18 protein-coding genes, 1 tRNA gene and 1 pseudogene are annotated in these 19,573 nt (G+C 62.5%); 16 read left to right on the top strand and 4 right to left on the bottom strand.

Features of this window, described 5'->3' with window-relative positions:
• Position 1 precedes the first annotated feature (1 nt).
• The 8 genes and pseudogenes from rplT to VFW93_RS15690 all read left to right on the top strand — a co-directional run bounded on the left by rplT (position 2) and on the right by VFW93_RS15690 (position 6,965).
• Positions 2-361: a 50S ribosomal protein L20 gene (gene rplT / locus VFW93_RS15655; RefSeq protein ID WP_058089095.1), complete on the top strand. Its 360-nt coding sequence runs from the start codon at positions 2-4 to the stop codon at positions 359-361.
• A 98-nt stretch (positions 362-459) separates the two neighbouring features.
• Positions 460-1,509, top strand: coding sequence for a phenylalanine--tRNA ligase subunit alpha (locus VFW93_RS15660; RefSeq protein ID WP_329694899.1), 1,050 nt, complete (start codon positions 460-462; stop codon positions 1,507-1,509).
• A 74-nt stretch (positions 1,510-1,583) separates the two neighbouring features.
• The gene (ahr, locus tag VFW93_RS15665) at positions 1,584-2,627 is read left to right on the top strand and encodes an NADPH-dependent aldehyde reductase Ahr (protein ID WP_329694900.1); all 1,044 of its coding nucleotides are present in this window, start codon (positions 1,584-1,586) and stop codon (positions 2,625-2,627) included.
• Positions 2,628-2,663: 36 nt separating this feature from the next.
• Positions 2,664-5,093: a phenylalanine--tRNA ligase subunit beta gene (gene pheT, locus VFW93_RS15670; protein ID WP_329694901.1), complete on the top strand. Its 2,430-nt coding sequence runs from the start codon at positions 2,664-2,666 to the stop codon at positions 5,091-5,093.
• Positions 5,094-5,113: 20 nt separating this feature from the next.
• On the top strand, positions 5,114-5,473 hold the full coding sequence (locus VFW93_RS15675) for an integration host factor subunit alpha (RefSeq protein ID WP_290675786.1): 360 nt from the start codon (positions 5,114-5,116) through the stop codon (positions 5,471-5,473).
• A gap of 88 nt (positions 5,474-5,561) precedes the next feature.
• Positions 5,562-5,817, top strand: a pseudogene (locus VFW93_RS18935) (MerR family transcriptional regulator); the annotation flags it as partial.
• Positions 5,818-6,189: 372 nt separating this feature from the next.
• Positions 6,190-6,266 (top strand) — tRNA-Pro (locus VFW93_RS15685).
• 108 nt (positions 6,267-6,374) lie between these two features.
• Positions 6,375-6,965 carry a flavin reductase family protein gene (locus VFW93_RS15690; RefSeq protein ID WP_329694903.1) on the top strand — a complete coding sequence of 197 codons (591 nt, stop codon included), beginning with the start codon at positions 6,375-6,377 and terminating at the stop codon, positions 6,963-6,965.
• Positions 6,966-6,976: 11 nt separating this feature from the next.
• Here the strand turns inward: VFW93_RS15690 and VFW93_RS15695 are convergent, their stop codons facing one another.
• On the bottom strand, positions 6,977-7,735 hold the full coding sequence (locus tag VFW93_RS15695) for a MerR family transcriptional regulator (protein WP_329694904.1): 759 nt from the start codon (positions 7,733-7,735) through the stop codon (positions 6,977-6,979).
• 258 nt (positions 7,736-7,993) lie between these two features.
• Between VFW93_RS15695 and VFW93_RS15700 the strand changes: the two genes are divergently transcribed.
• On the top strand, positions 7,994-8,584 hold the full coding sequence (locus tag VFW93_RS15700) for a chalcone isomerase family protein (protein ID WP_329694905.1): 591 nt from the start codon (positions 7,994-7,996) through the stop codon (positions 8,582-8,584).
• Between the two features lie 42 nt (positions 8,585-8,626).
• Here VFW93_RS15700 and ubiE read toward each other — a convergent pair whose 3' ends face one another.
• Genes ubiE through VFW93_RS15715 form a run of 3 tightly spaced genes read right to left on the bottom strand, consistent with a single transcriptional unit; the run spans position 8,627 to position 11,928 of the window.
• On the bottom strand, positions 8,627-9,358 hold the full coding sequence (gene ubiE / locus VFW93_RS15705) for a bifunctional demethylmenaquinone methyltransferase/2-methoxy-6-polyprenyl-1,4-benzoquinol methylase UbiE (RefSeq protein ID WP_329694906.1): 732 nt from the start codon (positions 9,356-9,358) through the stop codon (positions 8,627-8,629).
• 11 nt (positions 9,359-9,369) lie between these two features.
• A complete protein-coding gene (locus tag VFW93_RS15710; RefSeq protein ID WP_329694907.1) occupies positions 9,370-10,668 on the bottom strand; it encodes an NAD(P)/FAD-dependent oxidoreductase in 1,299 nt (432 codons plus the stop codon).
• A 24-nt stretch (positions 10,669-10,692) separates the two neighbouring features.
• Positions 10,693-11,928, bottom strand: a complete 1,236-nt coding sequence (locus VFW93_RS15715; protein ID WP_329694908.1) for a GGDEF domain-containing protein — start codon at positions 11,926-11,928, stop codon at positions 10,693-10,695.
• 164 nt (positions 11,929-12,092) lie between these two features.
• On the opposite strand from VFW93_RS15715, the gene VFW93_RS15720 reads away from it, so the two are divergent.
• The 7 genes from VFW93_RS15720 to glnA all read left to right on the top strand — a co-directional run bounded on the left by VFW93_RS15720 (position 12,093) and on the right by glnA (position 19,372).
• Complete coding sequence (locus tag VFW93_RS15720; RefSeq protein WP_329694909.1) at positions 12,093-12,914, top strand: TIGR00266 family protein; 822 nt, start codon at positions 12,093-12,095, stop codon at positions 12,912-12,914.
• Between the two features lie 100 nt (positions 12,915-13,014).
• Positions 13,015-14,070, top strand: a complete 1,056-nt coding sequence (locus VFW93_RS15725) for a YncE family protein (protein ID WP_329694910.1) — start codon at positions 13,015-13,017, stop codon at positions 14,068-14,070.
• The gene (locus tag VFW93_RS15730; RefSeq protein ID WP_329694911.1) at positions 14,054-14,899 is read left to right on the top strand and encodes a polysaccharide deacetylase family protein; all 846 of its coding nucleotides are present in this window, start codon (positions 14,054-14,056) and stop codon (positions 14,897-14,899) included. Before VFW93_RS15725 ends, VFW93_RS15730 begins: the two co-directional genes overlap by 17 nt.
• A gap of 30 nt (positions 14,900-14,929) precedes the next feature.
• Entirely contained in the window at positions 14,930-15,904 is a 975-nt protein-coding gene (locus VFW93_RS15735; RefSeq protein WP_329694953.1) for a sterol desaturase family protein, read from the top strand.
• A gap of 48 nt (positions 15,905-15,952) precedes the next feature.
• Positions 15,953-16,861 (top strand): EI24 domain-containing protein, encoded by a 909-nt coding sequence (locus VFW93_RS15740; protein ID WP_329694912.1) that lies wholly within the window; start codon positions 15,953-15,955, stop codon positions 16,859-16,861.
• Positions 16,858-17,661: a competence/damage-inducible protein A gene (locus VFW93_RS15745; RefSeq protein WP_329694913.1), complete on the top strand. Its 804-nt coding sequence runs from the start codon at positions 16,858-16,860 to the stop codon at positions 17,659-17,661. Before VFW93_RS15740 ends, VFW93_RS15745 begins: the two co-directional genes overlap by 4 nt.
• Positions 17,662-17,953: 292 nt before the next feature.
• A complete protein-coding gene (glnA, locus tag VFW93_RS15750; protein WP_329694914.1) occupies positions 17,954-19,372 on the top strand; it encodes a type I glutamate--ammonia ligase in 1,419 nt (472 codons plus the stop codon).
• Positions 19,373-19,573: the final 201 nt, after the last annotated feature.

Raw genomic sequence — 19,573 nt, forward strand, 5'->3', positions numbered from 1 at the left:
CATGCCTCGCGTCAAACGTGGTGTAACAGCCCGCGCTCGTCATAAGAAAGTTCTCGCCCTGGCCAAGGGTTTCCGTGGTCGCCGCAAGAACGTATACCGCATCGCCAAACAAGCCGTCATGAAGGCAGGTCAATATGCCTACCGTGACCGCCGTGCCAAGAAGCGTGAATTCCGCCGTCTGTGGATTGCACGTATCAACGCCGGTAGCCGTGCACTGGGCCTGACCTACAGCAAGTTCATTGCTGGCATCAAGAAGGCTTCGATCGAAATCGATCGCAAGGTGCTGGCTGACATGGCTGTCAACGATCCTGCTGCTTTCGCCAGCATCGTTGAAAAGGCCAAGGCTCAACTGGCTGCTTGATCGTTATCGAGCAGACAGCTCGCAAGATGCTGCGCCGGTCGTCAGGCCGGTGAACTAAAGGCCAACATCGCGTTGGCCTTTTTTTTCGACAAAAGACCATGACCGACACCCACAGCGATCTCCAGGCGCTGGTGCAATCTGCCCAAGAGGCATTTGCCGCCACAGCCACGCCCGCCGACCTCGAAAACGCCAAGGCCCGTTTCCTGGGCAAGTCTGGCAGCGTGACCGAATTGCTCAAAGGCATGGGCGCGCTCAGCCCTGAAGAAAAGAAAACCCGTGGTGCGGCCATCAACCAGGCCAAGCAGCAGGTTGAAGCGGCGCTGAATGCGCGTCGTCAGGCGTTGGCTGATGCAGAACTGGCTGCACAGTTGCGTGCAGAATCGCTGGACGTGACCTTGCCCGGTCGCCGTCGTGGCGAGGGTGGCCTTCACCCTGTGTCGCTCAGCATCGAGCGCATTGAAGGCATTTTCGGTTCGATGGGTTTTGCCGTGGCCGATGGCCCGGAAATCGAAGCCGACTGGTTCAACTTCACCGCCCTGAACACGCCGGAAGACCATCCCGCGCGCTCCATGCACGACACCTTCTATGTGGAAGGTGGTCATCTGCTGCGTACACACACCAGCCCGATGCAGGTGCGTTACGCGGTACAGCATGTGAAGCAACATGCTGAAGCCATCGCCAAGGGCGAGCGCATGCCCGAGATTCGCGTGATTGCGCCGGGCCGCACCTACCGTGTGGACAGTGACGCCACGCACTCGCCGATGTTCCACCAGTGCGAAGGCCTGTGGATCGGCGAGAGCGTCAGCTTCACGGACTTGAAGGCCGTGCTGGGCGACTTCTTCAGCACGTTCTTCGAGACCGATGAGCTGGACATCCGCTTCCGTCCATCCTTCTTCCCGTTCACCGAACCTTCGGCTGAAGTGGACATCGCTTTCGCCTCGGGGCCGCTCAAGGGCCGCTGGCTGGAAGTTGGCGGGGCAGGGCAGGTGCACCCGAACGTGGTGCGCAATTTCGGTCTGGATCCTGAGCACTACATCGGCTTTGCCTTTGGTCTGGGGCCGGATCGCCTGACCATGCTGCGCTATGGCGTGAACGACCTTCGCCTGTTCTACGAAGGCGATCTGCGTTTCCTGCAGCAATTCCAGTAAAGGCAAGGGCCGCAAGGCCTTTGCCGTTTGTGTGATGCTTTGAGTCCCGCTACACCTGCCTAAGGATCTCTGCCATGACCACGACTTCCGCTACCACCATCCGTGCCTGGGCTGCGCAAGAGGCTTCCAAGCCGCTTGTGGCCACTTCGTATGAGCCGGGCCCCCTCGGTGCGGAAGAGGTGGAGGTCAAGGTCGAGCATTGCGGCCTGTGCCACTCCGACTTGTCCTTGATCGACAACGAATGGGGCTTCTCGGGCTACCCGATCATCGGTGGCCACGAGGTGGTGGGCACGGTCGTCGCGCTGGGCAGCAGCACCAAGGGCCTGAAGCTGGGTCAGCGTGTGGGCATTGGCTGGATGGCCGCAAGCTGCATGTCCTGCAAGAGCTGCCTGGGGGGCGAGCCGCAGCTGTGCCGTGCCGGCGTGCCCACCATCGTGGGGCACAACGGCGGCTTTGCCGAGCGCGTGCGTGCGCACTGGCTGTGGACGTGCCCCATCCCTGAAAAGCTCGATCCTTCCAAGGCTGGCCCGCTGCTGTGTGGTGGCATCACGGTGTTCTCGCCTTTCCTGAACTTCGGCATCAAGCCGACGCACCGCGTGGGCGTGGTGGGCATTGGCGGTCTGGGGCACCTGGCGCTCAAGTTCGCGCGCGCCTGGGGTTGCGAGGTCACGGCCTTCACATCCAGCGAATCCAAGCGCGATGAGGCCTTGCAGCTGGGCGCACACAACGTGGTCTCCAGCGTGGATGCCAAGTCCATGAAGCAGGTGGCCGGCAAGCTGGACATGGTGCTGGTCACGGTCAATGTCATGCTGAACTGGAAGGCCCTGATGAGCACGCTGGCACCCAATGGTCGCCTGCACATCGTGGGCATCCTGCCGCAACCGATGGAGGTGGAAGCCTTCCCGCTGATCGGTGGCCAACGCAGTGTGTCGGGCTCGCCAACGGGCTCGCGCCAGGACATTGACACCATGCTCGACTTTGCCGCACGCCATGGCATCGAGCCTCAAACAGAACATTTCCCGATGAGCCGCATCAACGATGCGCTGGAGCACCTGCGCGCGGGCAAGGCCCGTTATCGCGTGGTGCTGGACGCGGATTACCCGTCCGAGCTCATCTGATCGAACCAAACATACCGATTCCCAAGGATCACTGACATGCAATTCCCCGAGTCCTGGCTGCGAACCTTCTGCAACCCCGACCTGACCACGCAGCAACTGGCCGATCTCCTGACCATGGCTGGTCTGGAAGTGGAAGAGCTGCAACCCGTTGCGCCGCCTTTCACGGGCGTGGTGGTGGGGCATGTGCTGGAAGTGGCCAAGCACCCGGATGCCGATCGTCTGAACGTGTGCAAGGTGGATGCCGGTACGGGCGCCGTGTTGCAGATCGTGTGCGGTGCGCCCAATGTGCGCCCGGGCATCAAGATCCCTTGCGCCACGGTGGGGGCCGAATTGCCGCCAGGTGCCGATGGCAAGCCGTTCAAGATCAAGCTGGGCAAGCTGCGTGGCGTGGAAAGCCAGGGCATGCTGTGCTCGGCGCGCGAACTGGGTGTGTCGGAGGAGTCGAACGGCCTGCACATCCTGGCGGATGACGCACCGATTGGCCAGAACATCCGCGAGCACCTCAAGCTCGACGACACGCTGTTCACGCTCAAGCTCACGCCCAATCTGGCGCATTGCCTGAGCGTGGCGGGCATCGCTCGCGAAGTGGCCGCCTTGACCGGCGCTCCCTTGACCTTGCCCGCTGTGGCGCCCGTCAAGCCCGAGATCGACGCCCGCGTGAAAGTGACCGTGGAAGCGGCCGACCTGTGTGGTCGTTTTGCCGGCCGTGTGATCCGTGGTGTCAATCCGCAAGCCAGGACGCCGGAATGGATGGTCGAACGCCTGGCGCGTTGTGGTCAGCGTTCGGTGTCCCCACTGGTGGACATCTCCAACTATGTGATGTTCGAGCTGGGGCAGCCTTCGCACGTGTTCGATCTGGACAAGATCCATGGCGAGCTGGCCGTGCGCTGGGGCAAGGCCGGCGAGCAACTCAAGCTGCTCAACGGCAACACCATCACGCTGGATGAGCAAGTTGGCGTGATCGCGGACGGCAACCAGGTCGAGTCGCTGGCCGGCATCATGGGTGGCGACGCCACCGCCGTGGGTGATGACACCCGCAATGTCTACCTGGAGGCCGCGTTCTGGTGGCCCAAGGCCATTGCTGGCCGTGCCCGTCGCTACAACTTCTCGACCGACGCCTCGCATCGTTACGAGCGTGGCGTGGACCCGGCGCCCACTGCCGATTACATCGAGCGCATCACCCGCCTGATCATCGACATCTGCGGTGGACAGGCTGGCCCGCTGGACGACCAGATCGTGCAGAAGCCCGATCGCAAGCCGGTGACGCTGCGTCTGTCGCGCGCCCAGCGTGTGATCGGCATGCCCGTGACGCTGACGGAAGTCGAGCAGGTGCTGACGCGCCTGGATCTGCCTTTCACGGCACAGGCCAAGAAGGACGACACGCACCTGGTCGTCACGCCTCCGAGCTGGCGCTTCGACATCCAGATCGAGGAAGACCTGATCGAGGAAGTGGTGCGCGTGATCGGCTTCGACAAGCTGCCCAAGCGTGCACCCAAGGCGCCGGTGACGTCGCAGGTGCGTCCTGAGGCACAGCGTGGCCTGTACGCCGTTCGCCGTGCCGTGGCCGCGCGTGGCTATCAGGAAGCCATCACCTTCAGCTTCGTGGAAGAAAAGTGGGAAGCCGATTTCGCCGGCAACACCAACCCGATCCGTGTGCTCAACCCGATCGCCAGCCCGCTGGCCGTGATGCGTTCCAGCCTGATCGGCAGCCTGGTCGAGGTGCTCAAGACCAATCTGTCGCGCAAGGCTGATCGCGTGCGCATCTTTGAAGTGGGGCGCGTGTTCAAGCGTGACGCGTCCGTGCAAGACGGCGCGCAGACCGTGGCGGGCTTTGATCAGCCTGTACGCGTGAGCGGCCTGGCCTATGGCTCGGCTGACGCGCTGCAATGGGGCACGGCTGCCCGCAACGTGGATTTCTTCGACGTGAAGGGCGACGTGGAGGCCTTGCTGGCCCCGCGCCAGCCTCAGTTCGTGACCGCCGAGCACCCCGCCTTCCATCCAGGCCGTTGCGCGCAGGTGGTGGTGGACGACAAGGCGGTGGGCTTCGTGGGTGAGTTGCACCCCAAGTGGCGCCAGTCGTATGACCTGCCGCTGGCGCCGGTGCTGTTCGAGCTGGATGCCGACGTGCTGGTACAGCGCGTGGTACCCGCGTTCACCAGCGTGCCCAAGATGCAGTCGGTCTACCGTGACCTGGCCCTGGTGGTGCAGGACAGCACGCCGCACGACGCCTTGATCGCCGCCATCACCAAGGCCCCGAGCGAGGGCCTGGTGCGTGGTGCCCGCTTGTTTGACATCTACAAGCCCAAGACGCCCGTGGCCGGCATCGCCGACAACGAGCGCAGTCTGGCCGTGCGCGTGGAACTGCGCGATGATGAGCAGACTTTGACCGATGAGCGCATTGAAGCCGCCATGAAGGCCGTCCTGGCCTCCCTGGACAGCAACATTGGCGCACGAGTTCGTGCCTGAGGCCGGGGAGGGCCTGAGAGATGAGCGAAAAGATCAGTGATCTGACGGTGTTGTTGCCCACCATCGAAACGCCAACCCTGACCAAGGCCGAGCTGGCCGACATGCTGTTCGAGCGCCTGGGCCTCAACAAGCGTGAGTCCAAGGACATGGTCGAGGCGTTTTTCGAGCTGGTCAACGACACCCTGGTGCAGGGCACCGACGTGAAGCTGTCGGGCTTTGGCAACTTCCAGATTCGCCGCAAAGCACCGCGCCCGGGACGTAATCCCCGTACGGGTGAGGCGATTCCCATCAAGGCGCGCAATGTCGTGACCTTCCACGCCAGCCAGAAGCTCAAAGGCATGGTGCAAGGTGACATTCCATCTGGTGAAGACTTGGAGTAAAGTCTGAAACCTTTTCCCGATCTTGTTGATCTTGCTCGGGATTTTTACGGAACATCGGGAAACTGATCTGTAGTCTGCGATGGGATCCATGGACCGCGTCGAGGGCGTCTTGCCCCCCATTCCTGCCAAGCGCTACTTCACCATTGGTGAGGTGAGCGAACTGTGCCTGGTCAAGCCTTATGTGCTGCGCTACTGGGAGCAGGAGTTCGTCCAGCTCAAACCCATGAAGCGCCGCGGCAATCGCCGCTACTACCAGCATCACGAGGTGCTGTTGATTCGCCGCATCCGCGAGTTGCTGTACGAGCAGGGTTTCACCATCAGTGGTGCCCGCAATCAGTTGGCCGAGATGGGTGTCCTGGCGCCAGCGGCGGAAGAACTGGATGGCGTGATGGATGAGCCGCAGAGCCCGGCGCGCAACCATGCGGGTGGCATGCCGCCCGTGTCGGCTGGCGTGCTCAACGGTGCACACCATGGCGCGGCATCCAACGGCTTGCTGGATGGTCGTGCGGCGCGCGCCCTGCAGGCCAGCACGCCTGCCATGGCCGATGCGGCCTGGATGATGCCGGCCTTGCCTGAACTGGACAAACTGAGCCCTGACTCGGTCATGGCGCTGCGCGAAGCCTTGCTGTCGATCCGCGATCTGTTGTCTTGATGACAAAAAGTTTGCGAGAGTTTCCAAAAAATCAAAAAACCCATGCTATAGTCTAAGTCTTCGTCGGGGCGTAGCGCAGCCTGGTAGCGCACTTGCATGGGGTGCAAGGGGTCGCGAGTTCGAATCCCGCCGCCCCGACCAAAGAAGTTCACGAGGGTCAGTAGGAAACTACTGACCCTTTCGTGTTTTCTGCCCCCCGTTCACGCAGAGCGGCTTGGCTCGGATGAACTGAATTGTCGGAGTCCCTTCATGACGAGCGCCCCTGATCAGCCTAGCCACGCCGTGCGCGTACCTGTCGAGCTGAGCAAGGCATATCGCCTGCTCAATCACGGGCCCACCGTACTGGTCAGTGCCGCTCACGGCGGTCGCCGCAATGTGATGGCGGCTGCGTGGAACATGCCGCTTGATTTCAATCCGCCCAAAGTGGCCGTCGTGATCGACAAGCAGGCTTATACAAGGGCCTTGATCGAGGCTTCGGGCGAGTTTGTGTTGTCGGTCCCGCCGGTGGCCTTGGTCCATCAGGTCATGGCAGCGGGCAGCCAGAGTGGCAAAGACCTGGCGCAAGACAAATTCGAGGTGTGCGGCTTGCAGGCTGCCCCCGCATCAACGGTGGGGGCGCCCCTCGTGGAGGGGTGTGTGGCCTGGCTGGAGTGCAAGGTCTTGCCTGAGCCTGAAATGGCCCAGCGCCATGACCTTTTTCTGGCAGAGGTGGTGGCCGCCTGGGCGGATCCATCGGTGTTCCGTGACGGACGTTGGCACCTCGACCATGACGCGCAACGCAGCCTGCATCACGTGGCTGGTGGCGCCTTTTTCACGACCGGAGCCATGGTGCAGGGCTGATCGGAATCTGCTCAGCTGCGCTTCTTCTGTTGCTTCTGGATGGCGCGGTCAAATTCCTGTTGCAGTACCACAGGGAAGGCCGCACTGACCGAGCCAATCGCCAGCGGGCGCAGCCGTTCGAACAGGCCTTTCATGGCGCCCACGACATTGGGGTCCGGCGCCAGCTTCGCTGCTGGCGAGCCCTTGTCACTGGATGCCGGCTGTGAGCTGGTGATGGCCTTGAGCAGCTCCAGAAAGAGTTGCTCCACGTAGGCCTTGGCAATGGCCCTGGTGTGCTTGATCAATTCGTCCTGCAGGTCCAGAACGGTGTCGAGGGGCACATTCAACTCGGCCAGCTGTATGCCGATGCGCTCGAGCGCAGGGCTCAGCATCTCGACTTCGTCTTCCCCCACAGGGCGGTACAGGCCGTTGCGGGCCAGGCGTTCCTTCTGTTCGGGTGTGGCCTTGGTGTCCCAGTTGGCGGCCATCTCGTTGATGCCCTTGCGCTTGGGGGCCTCGACAGTGAAGAAGGTGGTCGAGAAGAGCTCACTGATGAGCGAGTACTCGCCCCAGGCGCCTTCCGGCGTCTTTTCCAGCATGCCCTTGATGGCTTCCAGCCTGAATCCTTGCTGGCGCAAGTCGCGAATCAGCTCCAGTTTGCCCTGATGTTCCGCGTCATACAGCCCCAGGCGCCCTTGTAATCTTGGCGGAGGCATCAGGCCCGCAGTCTGGTATGCACGGATATTGCGGACGCTGACGCCTGTTCGCGCCGAGAGTTCTTCAACGGTCATCTCGCTGCCGTCCGCGGATGGGCGGGCAGGGCGATGGCGGGAATTTTTGGCAGGAACGGCAGACATCGATAGTCGGATAACGGTATTGGCCTGCATGATACCGACCCTATCTTGCAGAGTTAATGTAACATCTGTGTTGTTGCGTCGACAATGAAGTTTCTGGCGCATGTCCTTCCCCGCGATGTCGAACGGCGGGATGGGCGGGAGGGCGCGTATCGGTTCGACCTGAATGGCAGTTTTTACCGTCCGATCCACGTGATGAACCGTTTTCAGTCGACCTTGGCGGGTCTGGTTCTGGCGCTGACCAGCCTCTGGACCTTGCCGACCCATGCCGCCCGCGAAGTGGCTGGCGTGCGTTTTGACGATCAGACCAGCCTGGCCAGCCAGGCCCTGGTGCTCAATGGCGCGGGAGTACGCGTCAAGATGATCATCAAGGTGTATGCCGTAGGCCTGTACGTGCCTCACAAGGAAACGGCGCCGGCCGGTATCCTCAATCAGGCCGGCCCCAAGAGCATCCGCATCGTGATGCTGCGCAATGTCTCCGCCGAGAAGCTGACCGACGCCCTGATGGAGGGCATCGTGGACAACGTGAGCCCTGCCGATCTCCGCAGCTTGCAGCCTCGCCTCGAAGAGTTGGAGACGGCCATGCGCAATGCCGGCGAGGCGGTGAAGGGCGCGCAGATCCAGTTGGACTACCTGCCAGGCATCGGTACGCGTGTGACCATGGGTGGCAAGCCTTTGGGCAAGGACATCGCCGGCGAGGACTTCTATCGTGCCTTGCTGAAGATCTGGCTGGGCGAGCACCCGTCTGACCGCAGCCTCAAGGGTGATCTGCTGGGGCAGTCCTGAGCGTCTGGCACAGGCGCTGCCGCCACGATGGGCATCAGGTGTTCAGCACTTGATGCCCATGTGCATGGCCACGACACCGCCGGTCATGTTGTGCACGTCCACATGGCCGAAGCCGGCTTCCTTCATCATGCCCTTGAGCGTGGCCTGATCGGGGTGCATGCGGATGGATTCGGCCAGGTACTGGTAGCTGGCGGCATCGCCGGCAATGATCTGGCCCAGCTTGGGCAGGACCTTGAACGAGTACCAGTCGTAAGCCTTTTCAAGCGGCTTGGCGACCTTGGAGAACTCCAGCACCAGCAGGCGGCCACCGGGCTTGAGTACGCGGCACATTTCCTTGAGGGCCAGGTCCTTGTGCGTCATGTTGCGCAGGCCGAATGCCACGGTGACGATGTCGAAGGTGCCTGTGGGGAAGGGGAGCTTTTCGGCGTCGCACAAGGTGGTGGGCAGGGCCATGCCGGCGTTGAGCAGGCGATCACGCCCGGTGCTCAGCATGGCCTCGTTGATGTCGGTGTGTACCACCATGCCCGTGGTGCCCACGCGCTTGGCGAAGGCCTCGGACAGGTCGCCCGTGCCACCAGCGATGTCGAGCACCTTGTGGCCTTCACGCACGCCGCTGGCGGCAATGGTGTAGGCCTTCCACAGGCGATGCAAACCCATCGACATCAGGTCGTTCATGATGTCGTACTTGCCGGCGACGGAGTCGAACACACCGCGAACGCGTTGTGCCTTCTGTTGCTCGTCAACCTGCTGAAAACCGAAGTGCGTGCTGCTCATAGGCCGGCATCTTAATCCTGTTGTGAGCCCGGAAGCGGCATCAGGGCACGGGCGCATGCCATCGCGCTGGCCCAGGCCCATTGAAAGTTGTAGCCGCCCAGCCAGCCGGTGACGTCCACCACCTCGCCGATGAAGTGCAGGCCGGGCACGATCTTGCTCTCCATGGTCTGGGAGCTGAGGTCGCGGGTATCGACGCCGCCAGCGGTGACCTCCGCCTTGGCGTAGCCTTCCGTGCCATTGGGTGTGATGGACCAGGCATTGCCTGCCTGCCCCAGTGCTTCCAGATCCTTGTCCTTGAGCTCGGCCAGGGCGGCGTCCGGCTTCAGAGCTGGGTTGGACACGGCCTGTTGCGCCAGCAGGGTTTGCGCCATGCGCTGCGGTACGGTGTCGCCCAGGCTCAATCCCCATTGGGTGGACAACTGCTTGCGCGAGCCCGTCTTGGCCTGCTTGAGGCTGTCAGCCAGATCCTGTTGGGGCACGAGGTTGAGCGTCAAGGGCTGGCCTGGCTGCCAGTAGCTCGAGATCTGCAGCACGGCCGGACCGCTCAGCCCTCGATGCGTGAACAGCAGGTCTTCGAGGAAAGAGACAGGTGCAGCCTTCTTGTTGCGTTTGGCGCCGTCGGCCGGCGGGGCAGGCGGCGTGCTGATGTCGACCTCGAGCGAAATGCCCGCCAGTGAGACGAACGGGGCCCATTGCTCGGCGGGAAAGGTCAGGGGGACCAGGGCAGGGCGCAAGGGCACGATGCGGTGGCCCAGTTGCGCCGCAAGCCTCTGGCCGAAGTCGGTGGCGCCAATCTTCGGGATGGACAGGCCGCCAGTGGCGATCACGACCTGGTGAGCGCGCACCAGACCTTGGTCCGTGTCCAGTTCGAATCGGGCCTGATCTGCCGCGGGGGAGGCCATCGGCCTGACGGCATGCACGGCGCAAGGTTGGCGCCGAACCACGCCCCCCGCGTCGCACTCCTTGAGCAGCATGTCGATGATGTTGCCGGCGCTGCGGTCGCAAAACAGCTGTCCCTTGTGCTTTTCGTGCCAGGCAATGCCATATCGCTCGATGAGGCTCAGGAAGTGCTGGGGCGTGAACCCTGTCAAGGCTGAGCGGCAGAAGTGGGGGTTCTCGCTCAGGAAGTTGGCCGGCGTGACCTCACGGTTGGTGAAGTTGCAGCGGCCGCCACCTGAAATGCGGATCTTCTCGGCCACCTTGCCAGCATGGTCCAGCAGCAGGACACTCAGGCCTCTCTGGCCCGCCACGCCCGCACAGAACAGGCCGGCGGCACCCGCGCCGATCACGACGACATCGAACTTTGACATGCCGGGATTGTCGCAGCAGTGCGATCAGGCCTCGTTGATGCCCAGCGTGCGCACCGTCGTGAACACGCCTTCTTCGCCTTCCTGCTCAGCCGCAACCGCACGGCCACGCCCTTGCCGCTTGGCTTCCTGCAAGGCCTGATCAGCCCGGTGTGTGGCGTCCGGCAGGGACTCGCCTGGCTGGATCTGCACCACACCGAAACTCAGGCTCAAGGGCCTTTGTTGCAGCGACGAGCGCCCCTGGTCCACCTGCCTGACCATGCGGTCTGCCACGTGCAGGGCATCGTTGATGGTGGTGTTGGGCAGCAAGGCCACAAACTCGTCGCCGCCCAGTCGGCCCACCAGGTCGCGGCTGCGCAGGATCTTGCGTGCGCTGCCCGCCACGAGCTTGAGTGCTTCGTCGCCGCCAGCATGCCCGCTTTCATCGTTGACCTGCTTGAAGTGGTCGATGTTGAACACCATCAGAGCTGAAGAACCGGGAGGGCTCAGGCGCAGGGTCTGTGCGGCCATTTCGTTGAAGTGGCGGCGGTTGGGCACCTGCGTGAGCATGTCGAAGTCCGCCATGATGCGCAGCTGTCGGTGCGACTCGCGCAGATCCTGCTCGGTGCGCTCGTAGGTCAGCAGCAGGCACATGTAGACCGAGAACATGACGGCGGCCACCAGGCCGATCAGCACCACAGGTTGCTGAATCTGGTTGGGGTCTGCCACGGGCACGCCCCATGCGCCGAAGGCCGCCACCATGCGGGGCATCTGGAAACCTGCCGCCACGATCAGGAAGAACAGGATGGCCTTCAGGTAGGGGCTCTGGCGCCAGTCGCGGATCGAATGCACCTGCCAGGCGGTGTAGGTGTAGAAGCAGATGTTGATGAAGCTGAATGTGGCGACGCGTGCGCCGACATCGTTGGGGTTCTGGCGCCAGATCGTTACGTAGGCCAGAAAGCCCCCCACCAGCAGGACCAGGTCCGTGAGCGGTGGTGTTCGAAAGTTGCTGCGGATGTAGAACTGGCGCATGCCGGCCAGCATGGTCAGGGGCCATTGCAGCGACAGCAGGACCGACAGCGGCACCATCCAGGGGTGCGTGTCATGCAGGAACAGCGTCAGGGCGCTGAGCATGTTGGCCCACTGGGCTGCCGTCCAGAACCAGTAGCCTCGGTAGGTGCGCTGCGTCACGCCGACCAGGGTCATGATCCCGGCGGCCATGAACAGCACGACGCCGATGACCAGGGTCAGCGTGGGCAAGTGAAGGGGTTCGAAATGAGGCATTGCGGCTTTTAACTGCTTGGTCGCAACATGACGTCCGGAAGTCGGACAAAATCCTCCTTCATGGTACCCCTGCACAGTTCTTTGTTGTGCGTCCTATTTTCACGCATGCAACGCGCTGTGTGAATCCCGCACTGCCGGGGTATTGACTACAGGAGAACACTGAGATGGCGATGGATGTCGTGGATTTCGAAATCAAAGGCGCTGAAATGCAGTTCGTGGAGGTCGAGCTCGACCCGGGCGAGGCGGCCATCGGCGAGGCCGGCAGCATGATGTTCATGGAGTCCGGCATCGAGATGGACACGGTCTTTGGTGACGGATCGCCGCAACAAGGCGGCATTTTTGGCAAGTTGCTGGGGGCGGGCAAACGCCTGATCACCGGGGAGAGTCTGTTCACCACGGTTTACCAGAACCAGGGCAGCGGCAAGAAGCGCGTGGCATTCGCGGCCCCCTACCCGGGCAAGATCCTGCCGATGGACCTCAAGCAGCTCGGCGGCACGCTGATCTGCCAGAAGGATGCCTTCCTGTGCGCGGCACGTGGCGTGTCTCTGGGGATCGCCTTCCAGCGCAAGCTCGGGACCGGCTTCTTCGGTGGTGAGGGTTTCATCATGCAAAAGCTGGAAGGTGATGGCATGGCTTTCGTGCACGCTGGCGGTACCGTCGTGCGGCGTGAATTGAAGGCTGGCGAGACCCTGCTGGTCGATACCGGCTGTGTGGTGGCCTACACCACCGGCGTGGACTTCGACATCCAGTACGTTGGCAAGATCAAGACTGCCTTGTTTGGCGGCGAGGGCGTGTTCCTGGCCAGGATGACGGGCCCCGGCCAGGTGTGGCTGCAGAGCCTGCCGTTCTCCAGACTGGCGTCCCGCATCTTTGCTGCAGCGCCGCAAACAGGAAGCGGTGGCCGCGAAGAGGGTAATCTGCTGAGCAGCCTCGGTGGTGGCGCAGGTGGCCTGCTGGGCTCGGTCCTGGGCAGCGATCGCGATTGACGATCCTGGCGAACTGGATGTCTGGCGATGCATGCCGGGTGATCTGACAGGGCCCCTGGCCGGCTTACACTGGAGAGCTTGACCGAAGTTAAGTAATCCGATGAACCGCACAGACAAACCGAGCATCGCTCGACATGCTCCCATATGGCATGTCGCCGGTGCCTTGCTGGCGGGTGTGTTGAGCCTGGGGCTCATCTCGCCAGCAGCCTCTCAATCTGCGTCCGCGCCTGCCAAGCCGCCGATCTTCGTCCTGAACTCGCTGGATGCCACGATCAGTGTGGTCGATGCCGTGAGCTTCAAGGAACTGCGCCGCCTGCCCACGGGCAAGGAACCGCACCACCTCTACCTCACGCCAGACGAGAAATCGCTCATGGTGGCCAATGCGCGGGCCGATTCCATGACACTGGTGGACCCGAGGACTGGGCAGGTGCAGCGCGTGATGGAGGGCATTGCCGATCCCTACCAGCTGCGCTTTTCGCCGGACATGAAATGGTTCGTCACCGCCGCCAACCGCCTCAACCACGTGGACATCTACCGCTCGACACCTCGCCTGGGTGGCGGTGTGGATCTGGTGCTGGCCAAGCGGGTGTCCACCGGCAAGACGCCCAGCCACATCAACATCGACAGCAAGAGCACGGTCGCCTACGTGACCATGCAGGACAGCGATGAACTGATCGCCATTGACCTGGCCACGCAGACGCCGCGCTGGAAAGTGCCTGTGGGCAAGCTGCCGGCGGACGTGTTCCTCACGCCGGATGACAAGCAGTTGATGATCGGCCTGACCGGCGACAGCTTCGTCGAGGTGTATGACATCACCGGCCCCAAGCCGGTTCTGAGCAAGCGCATCAAGACAGGCGAGGGCGCGCATGCGTTCCGGGCCTGGGGTGACAAACGCCACGTCTTGCTGAGCAACCGGGTGGCCAACACGATCAGCAAGATCGACATGCAGACCATGTCGGTGGTGGCCACGTATCCGGCGCCAGGCGGCCCCGATTGCATGGACTTGCTGTCCGATGGCAAGACCATCCTGGTCACCTCGCGTTGGGCACGCAAGCTGACCTTCATCGACACGGTCACGCAGAAGGTGATCCGTCAGATCCCGATGGGGCGCTCGCCGCATGGCGTGTGGACACTGGATCATGCGCCGCGCAACTGATCTGGCCATGGCGAGCTCGGGCAGGCTGCTGGCCTGCCTGTCGGCCTTGCTCCTGTCCGGTAGCGCGTTGAAAGCGGAAGCTGGTGGCGGTTCGACGCCTTGCCGCAAGCCTGTGTACCTCACCATCGACACCGGCCACATGGGCGTGGCGCCCTTGATCGTGGACACGCTCCAGCGTCATGGTGTCAAGGCCACGTTCTTTCTGGCCAACGAGCGCACCCAGGCTGTCGATGGCAAGCGGGAAGGCAGCACGCTGGACGCGCAATGGGCACCCTGGTGGAAGGCGCTGGCCGCACAAGGACACGATTTCGGCTCTCACACCTGGGACCACCTGAGCTGGAAGGCCGATGAGGCTGGTGGCTTCAAATTCAAAGGCACGGCAGGCCCTCTGGCCGGGCAGGTGCAGTCTCTCACGGCCCGGCAATACTGTGCGCAACTGGCCCAGCCAGCCCGGCGTTTTCAGGAGATGACGGGGCAGCCCATGCGGGCCTTGTTCCGTGCGCCCGGTGGCAAGACATCGCCGGCCTTGCTGGCCGCTGCGAAGGCCTGTGGCTGGCAGCATGTGCCCTGGACACCCGCGGGTTTCCTGGGCGATGAGCTGCCCAGTGATCGCTACCCCAACGCGGCCCTGCTCAAGCAGGCGCTGAACAAGGTGCGTCAGGGCGACATCCTCCTGATGCACCTGGGCATCTGGTCGCGGCAGGACCCGTGGGCGCCCGCCGTGCTGGAGCCGCTCATCGTGGGGTTGCAGTCGCGCGGGCTGTGTTTCGCGACACTGCGCGATCATCCTGATTTTGCGGCGGCGGGGCCGGCCCCGCTCAAGCCCTGAGCACCTGGCATCATGATCGACGACACGCTGATCACACCCCTGACCGACGCGTTCGGGCAGGTTCAACAATGGCTGTTCGAGCAAGCCGTGCAGCCCGTCATGTTTGCGGCCGGCATGGGCAACCTGCTGGAAGATGCCTACGCGGCCACGGGGTGGTTGCTGGTAGGCCTCATTCAGCTGGTGCTGATGCTGTGCCTGATCGCGCCATTGCAGCGTTGGCGCCCGGTCGAGTATTTCGGTTTTGACAAGGGCGTCAGGGCCGACGTGATCTACACGCTGCTGCATCGGCTGGGCGTGTTCCGCGTGGCCATGTTCTTTTCGGTCGAGCCTTTGCTGGACGGCCTCTTTGGCCAGGCCCGTGTGCTGGGGTTGGACGGCGTGCAGCTTGATGCGGAGATGGCGCCCTGGTGGCCGGGCGTGACCGATACCGCCTGGGCCAGCTTCGTGCTGTACCTGCTGGTGTTCGATCTGGTGGATTACTGGATCCACCGCGGGCAGCACCACGTCAACCGCTGGTGGGCGCTGCATGCGGTGCACCACAGCCAGCGTCACATGACGATGTGGAGCGACAACCGCAATCACCTGCTTGACGACGTCATCCGCGATTTGATCATCGCGTTCACGGCGCGTGCGATTGGCGTGCCGCCTGGCCAGTTCGTGGCGGTGGTGGCCGTCACGCAGTTGATCGAGAACCTGTCACATGCCAATGCCCGGCTCAGCTTTGGCTGGCTGGGCGAGCGCCTGCTCGTGGGGCCGAAGTTTCACCGCCTGCATCACGCGATCGGCCTGGGCCACGAAGGCGACAAACCCGGTTCACTGGGCGGCTGCAATTTCGCCGTCCTGTTCCCGATCTGGGACATCGTGTTTCGCACCGCGCGCTTCGATGGTCAGTTTGCTGCCACCGGCATACGCGATCAGTTGCCGCAGCAGGGCGGGCGTGACTACGGCGAAGGCTTCTGGGCCCAGCAATGGCTGGGGCTCAAGCGCCTGATTGGCCAGGGCTAATTCGAACGGGTGCGGTCACGCTGCCCGAGCTTGGGTATGCTGCCTGCCATGCAAGCACCCCGTTCCACCGTTGCGATGCCCCTGGGGGCGTCGATCTCGTCCACGGCGTTGATGGTCGATTCCGCCTGGAGGGCGCTGGCCTACTGCCTGCACCCCCGCGTCATCTACCTGTCGCTTCTGCCCCTGTTCCTGGCCGCCTTGAGTCTGGGCCTGCTGGGCTGGTTCGGCTGGGAGCCGGGTGTGGCGGCGGTGCGCCAGGCGCTGGATGCCTGGGGCATCAGCCATGACGTGCTGGCCTGGCTGGACCGTGCCGGCCTGAGCTTCCTGCGAACGGCGGCAGCGCCATTTCTGCTGGTGCTCATGATCGTGCCATTGGTGATCGTGCTGTGCCTGTTGCTGGTGGCCGGCCTGATGACGCCATCGCTGGTCAAGCTCGTGCGGCAGCGGCGCTTTCCAAGCTTGATCGACCGTGAGGCCACGCCGTGGTGGCGTTCGCTGCTGTGGTCTGCCGGTGCCTCCATCACGGCGCTGGCGCTGTTGGTGGTGAGCCTGCCGATGTGGCTGGTGCCGATCTTCGCGGTGCTGGTGCCACCCGTCATCTGGGGCTGGCTGACCTACCGCGTCATGGCGTTCGACACCTTGGTGGATGTGGCTTCACCGACCGAGCGGGAGGTCCTGCTCAAGCGCCACCACGCCAGCCTGCTGGGCATGGGCATCCTGTGTGGCTACATTGGCGCCGCACCGGCTGCGCTGTGGGCCATGGGGGCACTCACGGTGATCCTGGCACCGCTGATGGTGCTGCTTTCGGTGTGGCTTTACACGCTGGTGTTCGCTTTCTCCAGCCTGTGGTTTGCGCACTTTCTGCTGAGTGCCTTGCAGGCTCAGCGTCAGGCATCCTCGGCAGCATCGGGTTCAGCGGTCGACACGATCGAGATCCACAACGGGACATCCACATGATCGGACTCATCATCATCGGCGACGAAATCCTCAGCGGACGTCGTCAGGACAAGCATCTCAGCAAGGCCATCGAGCTGCTCTCAGAGCGCGGCATGGCCGTCTCATGGGTGCGATACGTGGGCGATGAGCCCGACCGCATCACGGCGGACCTGCAGCACGCATTGAGCAGCGGCGACGTGGTGTTTTCGTTCGGCGGCATCGGTGCCACGCCCGATGACCACACGCGTGCATGCGCCGGCAAGGCCACAGGGCGCGAACTGGTGCTGCACCCGCAAGCCCGTGACTTGATCCTGCAGCGCTGCAAGGTGCTGGCCGAGCAGGAGGGCAAGCCCTTCGAGCCTGATTCCGCTGACACGCAGCGACGTCTGCAGATGGGCTTCTTCCCGGTTGGCGCGGACATCATCCCCAACCCCTACAACCAGATCCCGGGTTTCACGTTGGAGGGCCGTGTGCACTTCCTGCCGGGCTTCCCCGTCATGGCCTGGCCGATGATGGCCTGGGTGCTCGACGAGTTGCACGCGGACCTGCACGGTCAGGGGCAACTGGCGGAGAAAGCGGTGGTGGTCTACGGTGCGATCGAGTCCGTGCTCACGCCGTTGATGGTGGAAGTCGAGGCACGCTTTGCGCCTGTGAAGGTGTTCAGCCTGCCCAGCGTGGACCATCCGGTGCATGGACGCCACATCGAACTGGGCGTGAAAGGTGGGGCGCCGGACATCGAGGAGGCGTTCGCGTACCTGCAGCAAGGTCTGCTCAAGCTTGGTGCGAAAATGGGCCCAATATTGGTGCGTAATCAGGCTTGATATCATAAATGCACGTTTGTGGTGCAGTTTGTGGCGCGTACGGTTCAGCCGAGAGGTTCTGGAGATTTCACGATTTGAATCGTGTCACCTTCGAGTGCATGGCGAATCGGACCTGGTGATCCGCTTCGGTGCGATCTTGCGGGGGATTTCCCGTGCAGGAAAATCAAAACCTTGATCTGTCACGCCCTTGAGGCACGCTTTCTGCTATTACACTTGCGCGCTGTTTCTGATCTGGAAACAGACATATTTTCTCTTCTTGCATTCACATTAAGCCTCTTGCTAGGAGCACCTGATGGCCAACAAGACCGTCGCCGACGTGATGAAGCTGGTGAAGGACAACGAAGTCAAGTTCGTTGACTTCCGCTTCACTGACACCCGTGGCAAAGAACAGCACGTGACCGTGCCTGTGTCTCATTTTGACGAAGACAAGTTCGTCTCGGGCCATGCCTTCGACGGCTCGTCCATCGCCGGCTGGAAGGGCATTGAAGCCTCCGACATGCAGTTGATGCCTGACCCTAACACGGCCAACATCGACCCCTTCTTCGAAGAGCCCACCCTGATCCTGACTTGCGACGTCATCGACCCTACCGATGGCAAGGCATACGAGCGCGATCCTCGCTCGCTGGCCAAGCGCGCTGAAGCCTACCTGAAGTCCTCCGGCCTGGGCGACACCGCCTACTTCGGTCCGGAACCCGAATTCTTCGTGTTCGACAGCGTTCGCTGGGGCAACGAAATGTCGGGCAGCTTCTTCAAGATCGAATCTGAAGAAGGCGCCTGGTCCACCTCGAAGGAATTCGAACACGGCAACAGCGGCTACCGTCCCACCGTCAAGGGCGGCTACTTCCCCGTGCCTCCCGTCGACTCCTTCCAGGACATGCGCTCTGAAATGAGCCTGATCCTCGAATCGCTGGGCATCCCTGTCGAAGTGCACCACCACGAAGTGGCGAACGCCGGCCAGATGGAAATCGGCACGAAGTTCAGCACCCTGACCGAACGCGCTGACTGGCTGCAACTGCAAAAGTACGTGATCACGAACGTGGCACATGCTTACGGCAAGACCGCCACCTTCATGCCCAAGCCCATCGTTGGTGACAACGGTTCCGGCATGCACGTTCACCAGTCCATCTGGAAAGACGGCAAGAACCTGTTCGCAGGCGAAGGCTATGCTGGCCTGAGCGAATTCGCTCTGTACTACATCGGTGGCATCATCAAGCACGCTCGTGCCCTGAACGCCATCACGAACCCCGGCACCAACAGCTACAAGCGTCTGGTCCCTGGCTTCGAAGCCCCTGTGAAGCTGGCTTACTCGGCCAAGAACCGCTCGGCCTCGATCCGTATTCCTTACGTTGCGAACCCCAAGGGCCGTCGTATCGAAGCACGTTTCCCCGATCCTTCCGCCAACCCATACCTGGCCTTCTCGGCTCTGATGATGGCTGGTCTGGACGGCGTGGAAAACAAGATCCATCCGGGCGAAGCCGCCACGAAGGACCTGTACCACCTGCCTCCGGAAGAAGACGCACTGATCCCGACCGTCTGCCACAGCCTGGATCAGGCTCTGGAATACCTGGACAAGGACCGTGCCTTCCTGACCAAGGGTGGCGTGTTCACCGATGCCTACATCGACGCTTATATCGAGCTGAAGATGCAGGAAGTCACGCGTTTCCGCATGGCGACGCACCCTGTCGAATTCGACATGTACTACGCGCTGTAATCCTTCGGGACGCCAGTGTGGCCTGCAAAGGCCAAGTGCAAAGGCTGACAGAAAAGGGCGACGTGAGTCGCCCTTTTTCATTGCGCGATGCACTTTGTGGGGCGTTGTGTCATGTAAACGCACGCTTGTGCTGTTGACCGGCGCCCCTGGCTTGAGGGCATACTGCTTGCCAGATCAATGAATCATCAAGACGGATATGGC

This window comes from Aquabacterium sp., from assembly GCF_036279675.1.
In the GTDB taxonomy this organism is placed as follows: Bacteria; Pseudomonadota; Gammaproteobacteria; order Burkholderiales; family Burkholderiaceae_C; genus Aquabacterium.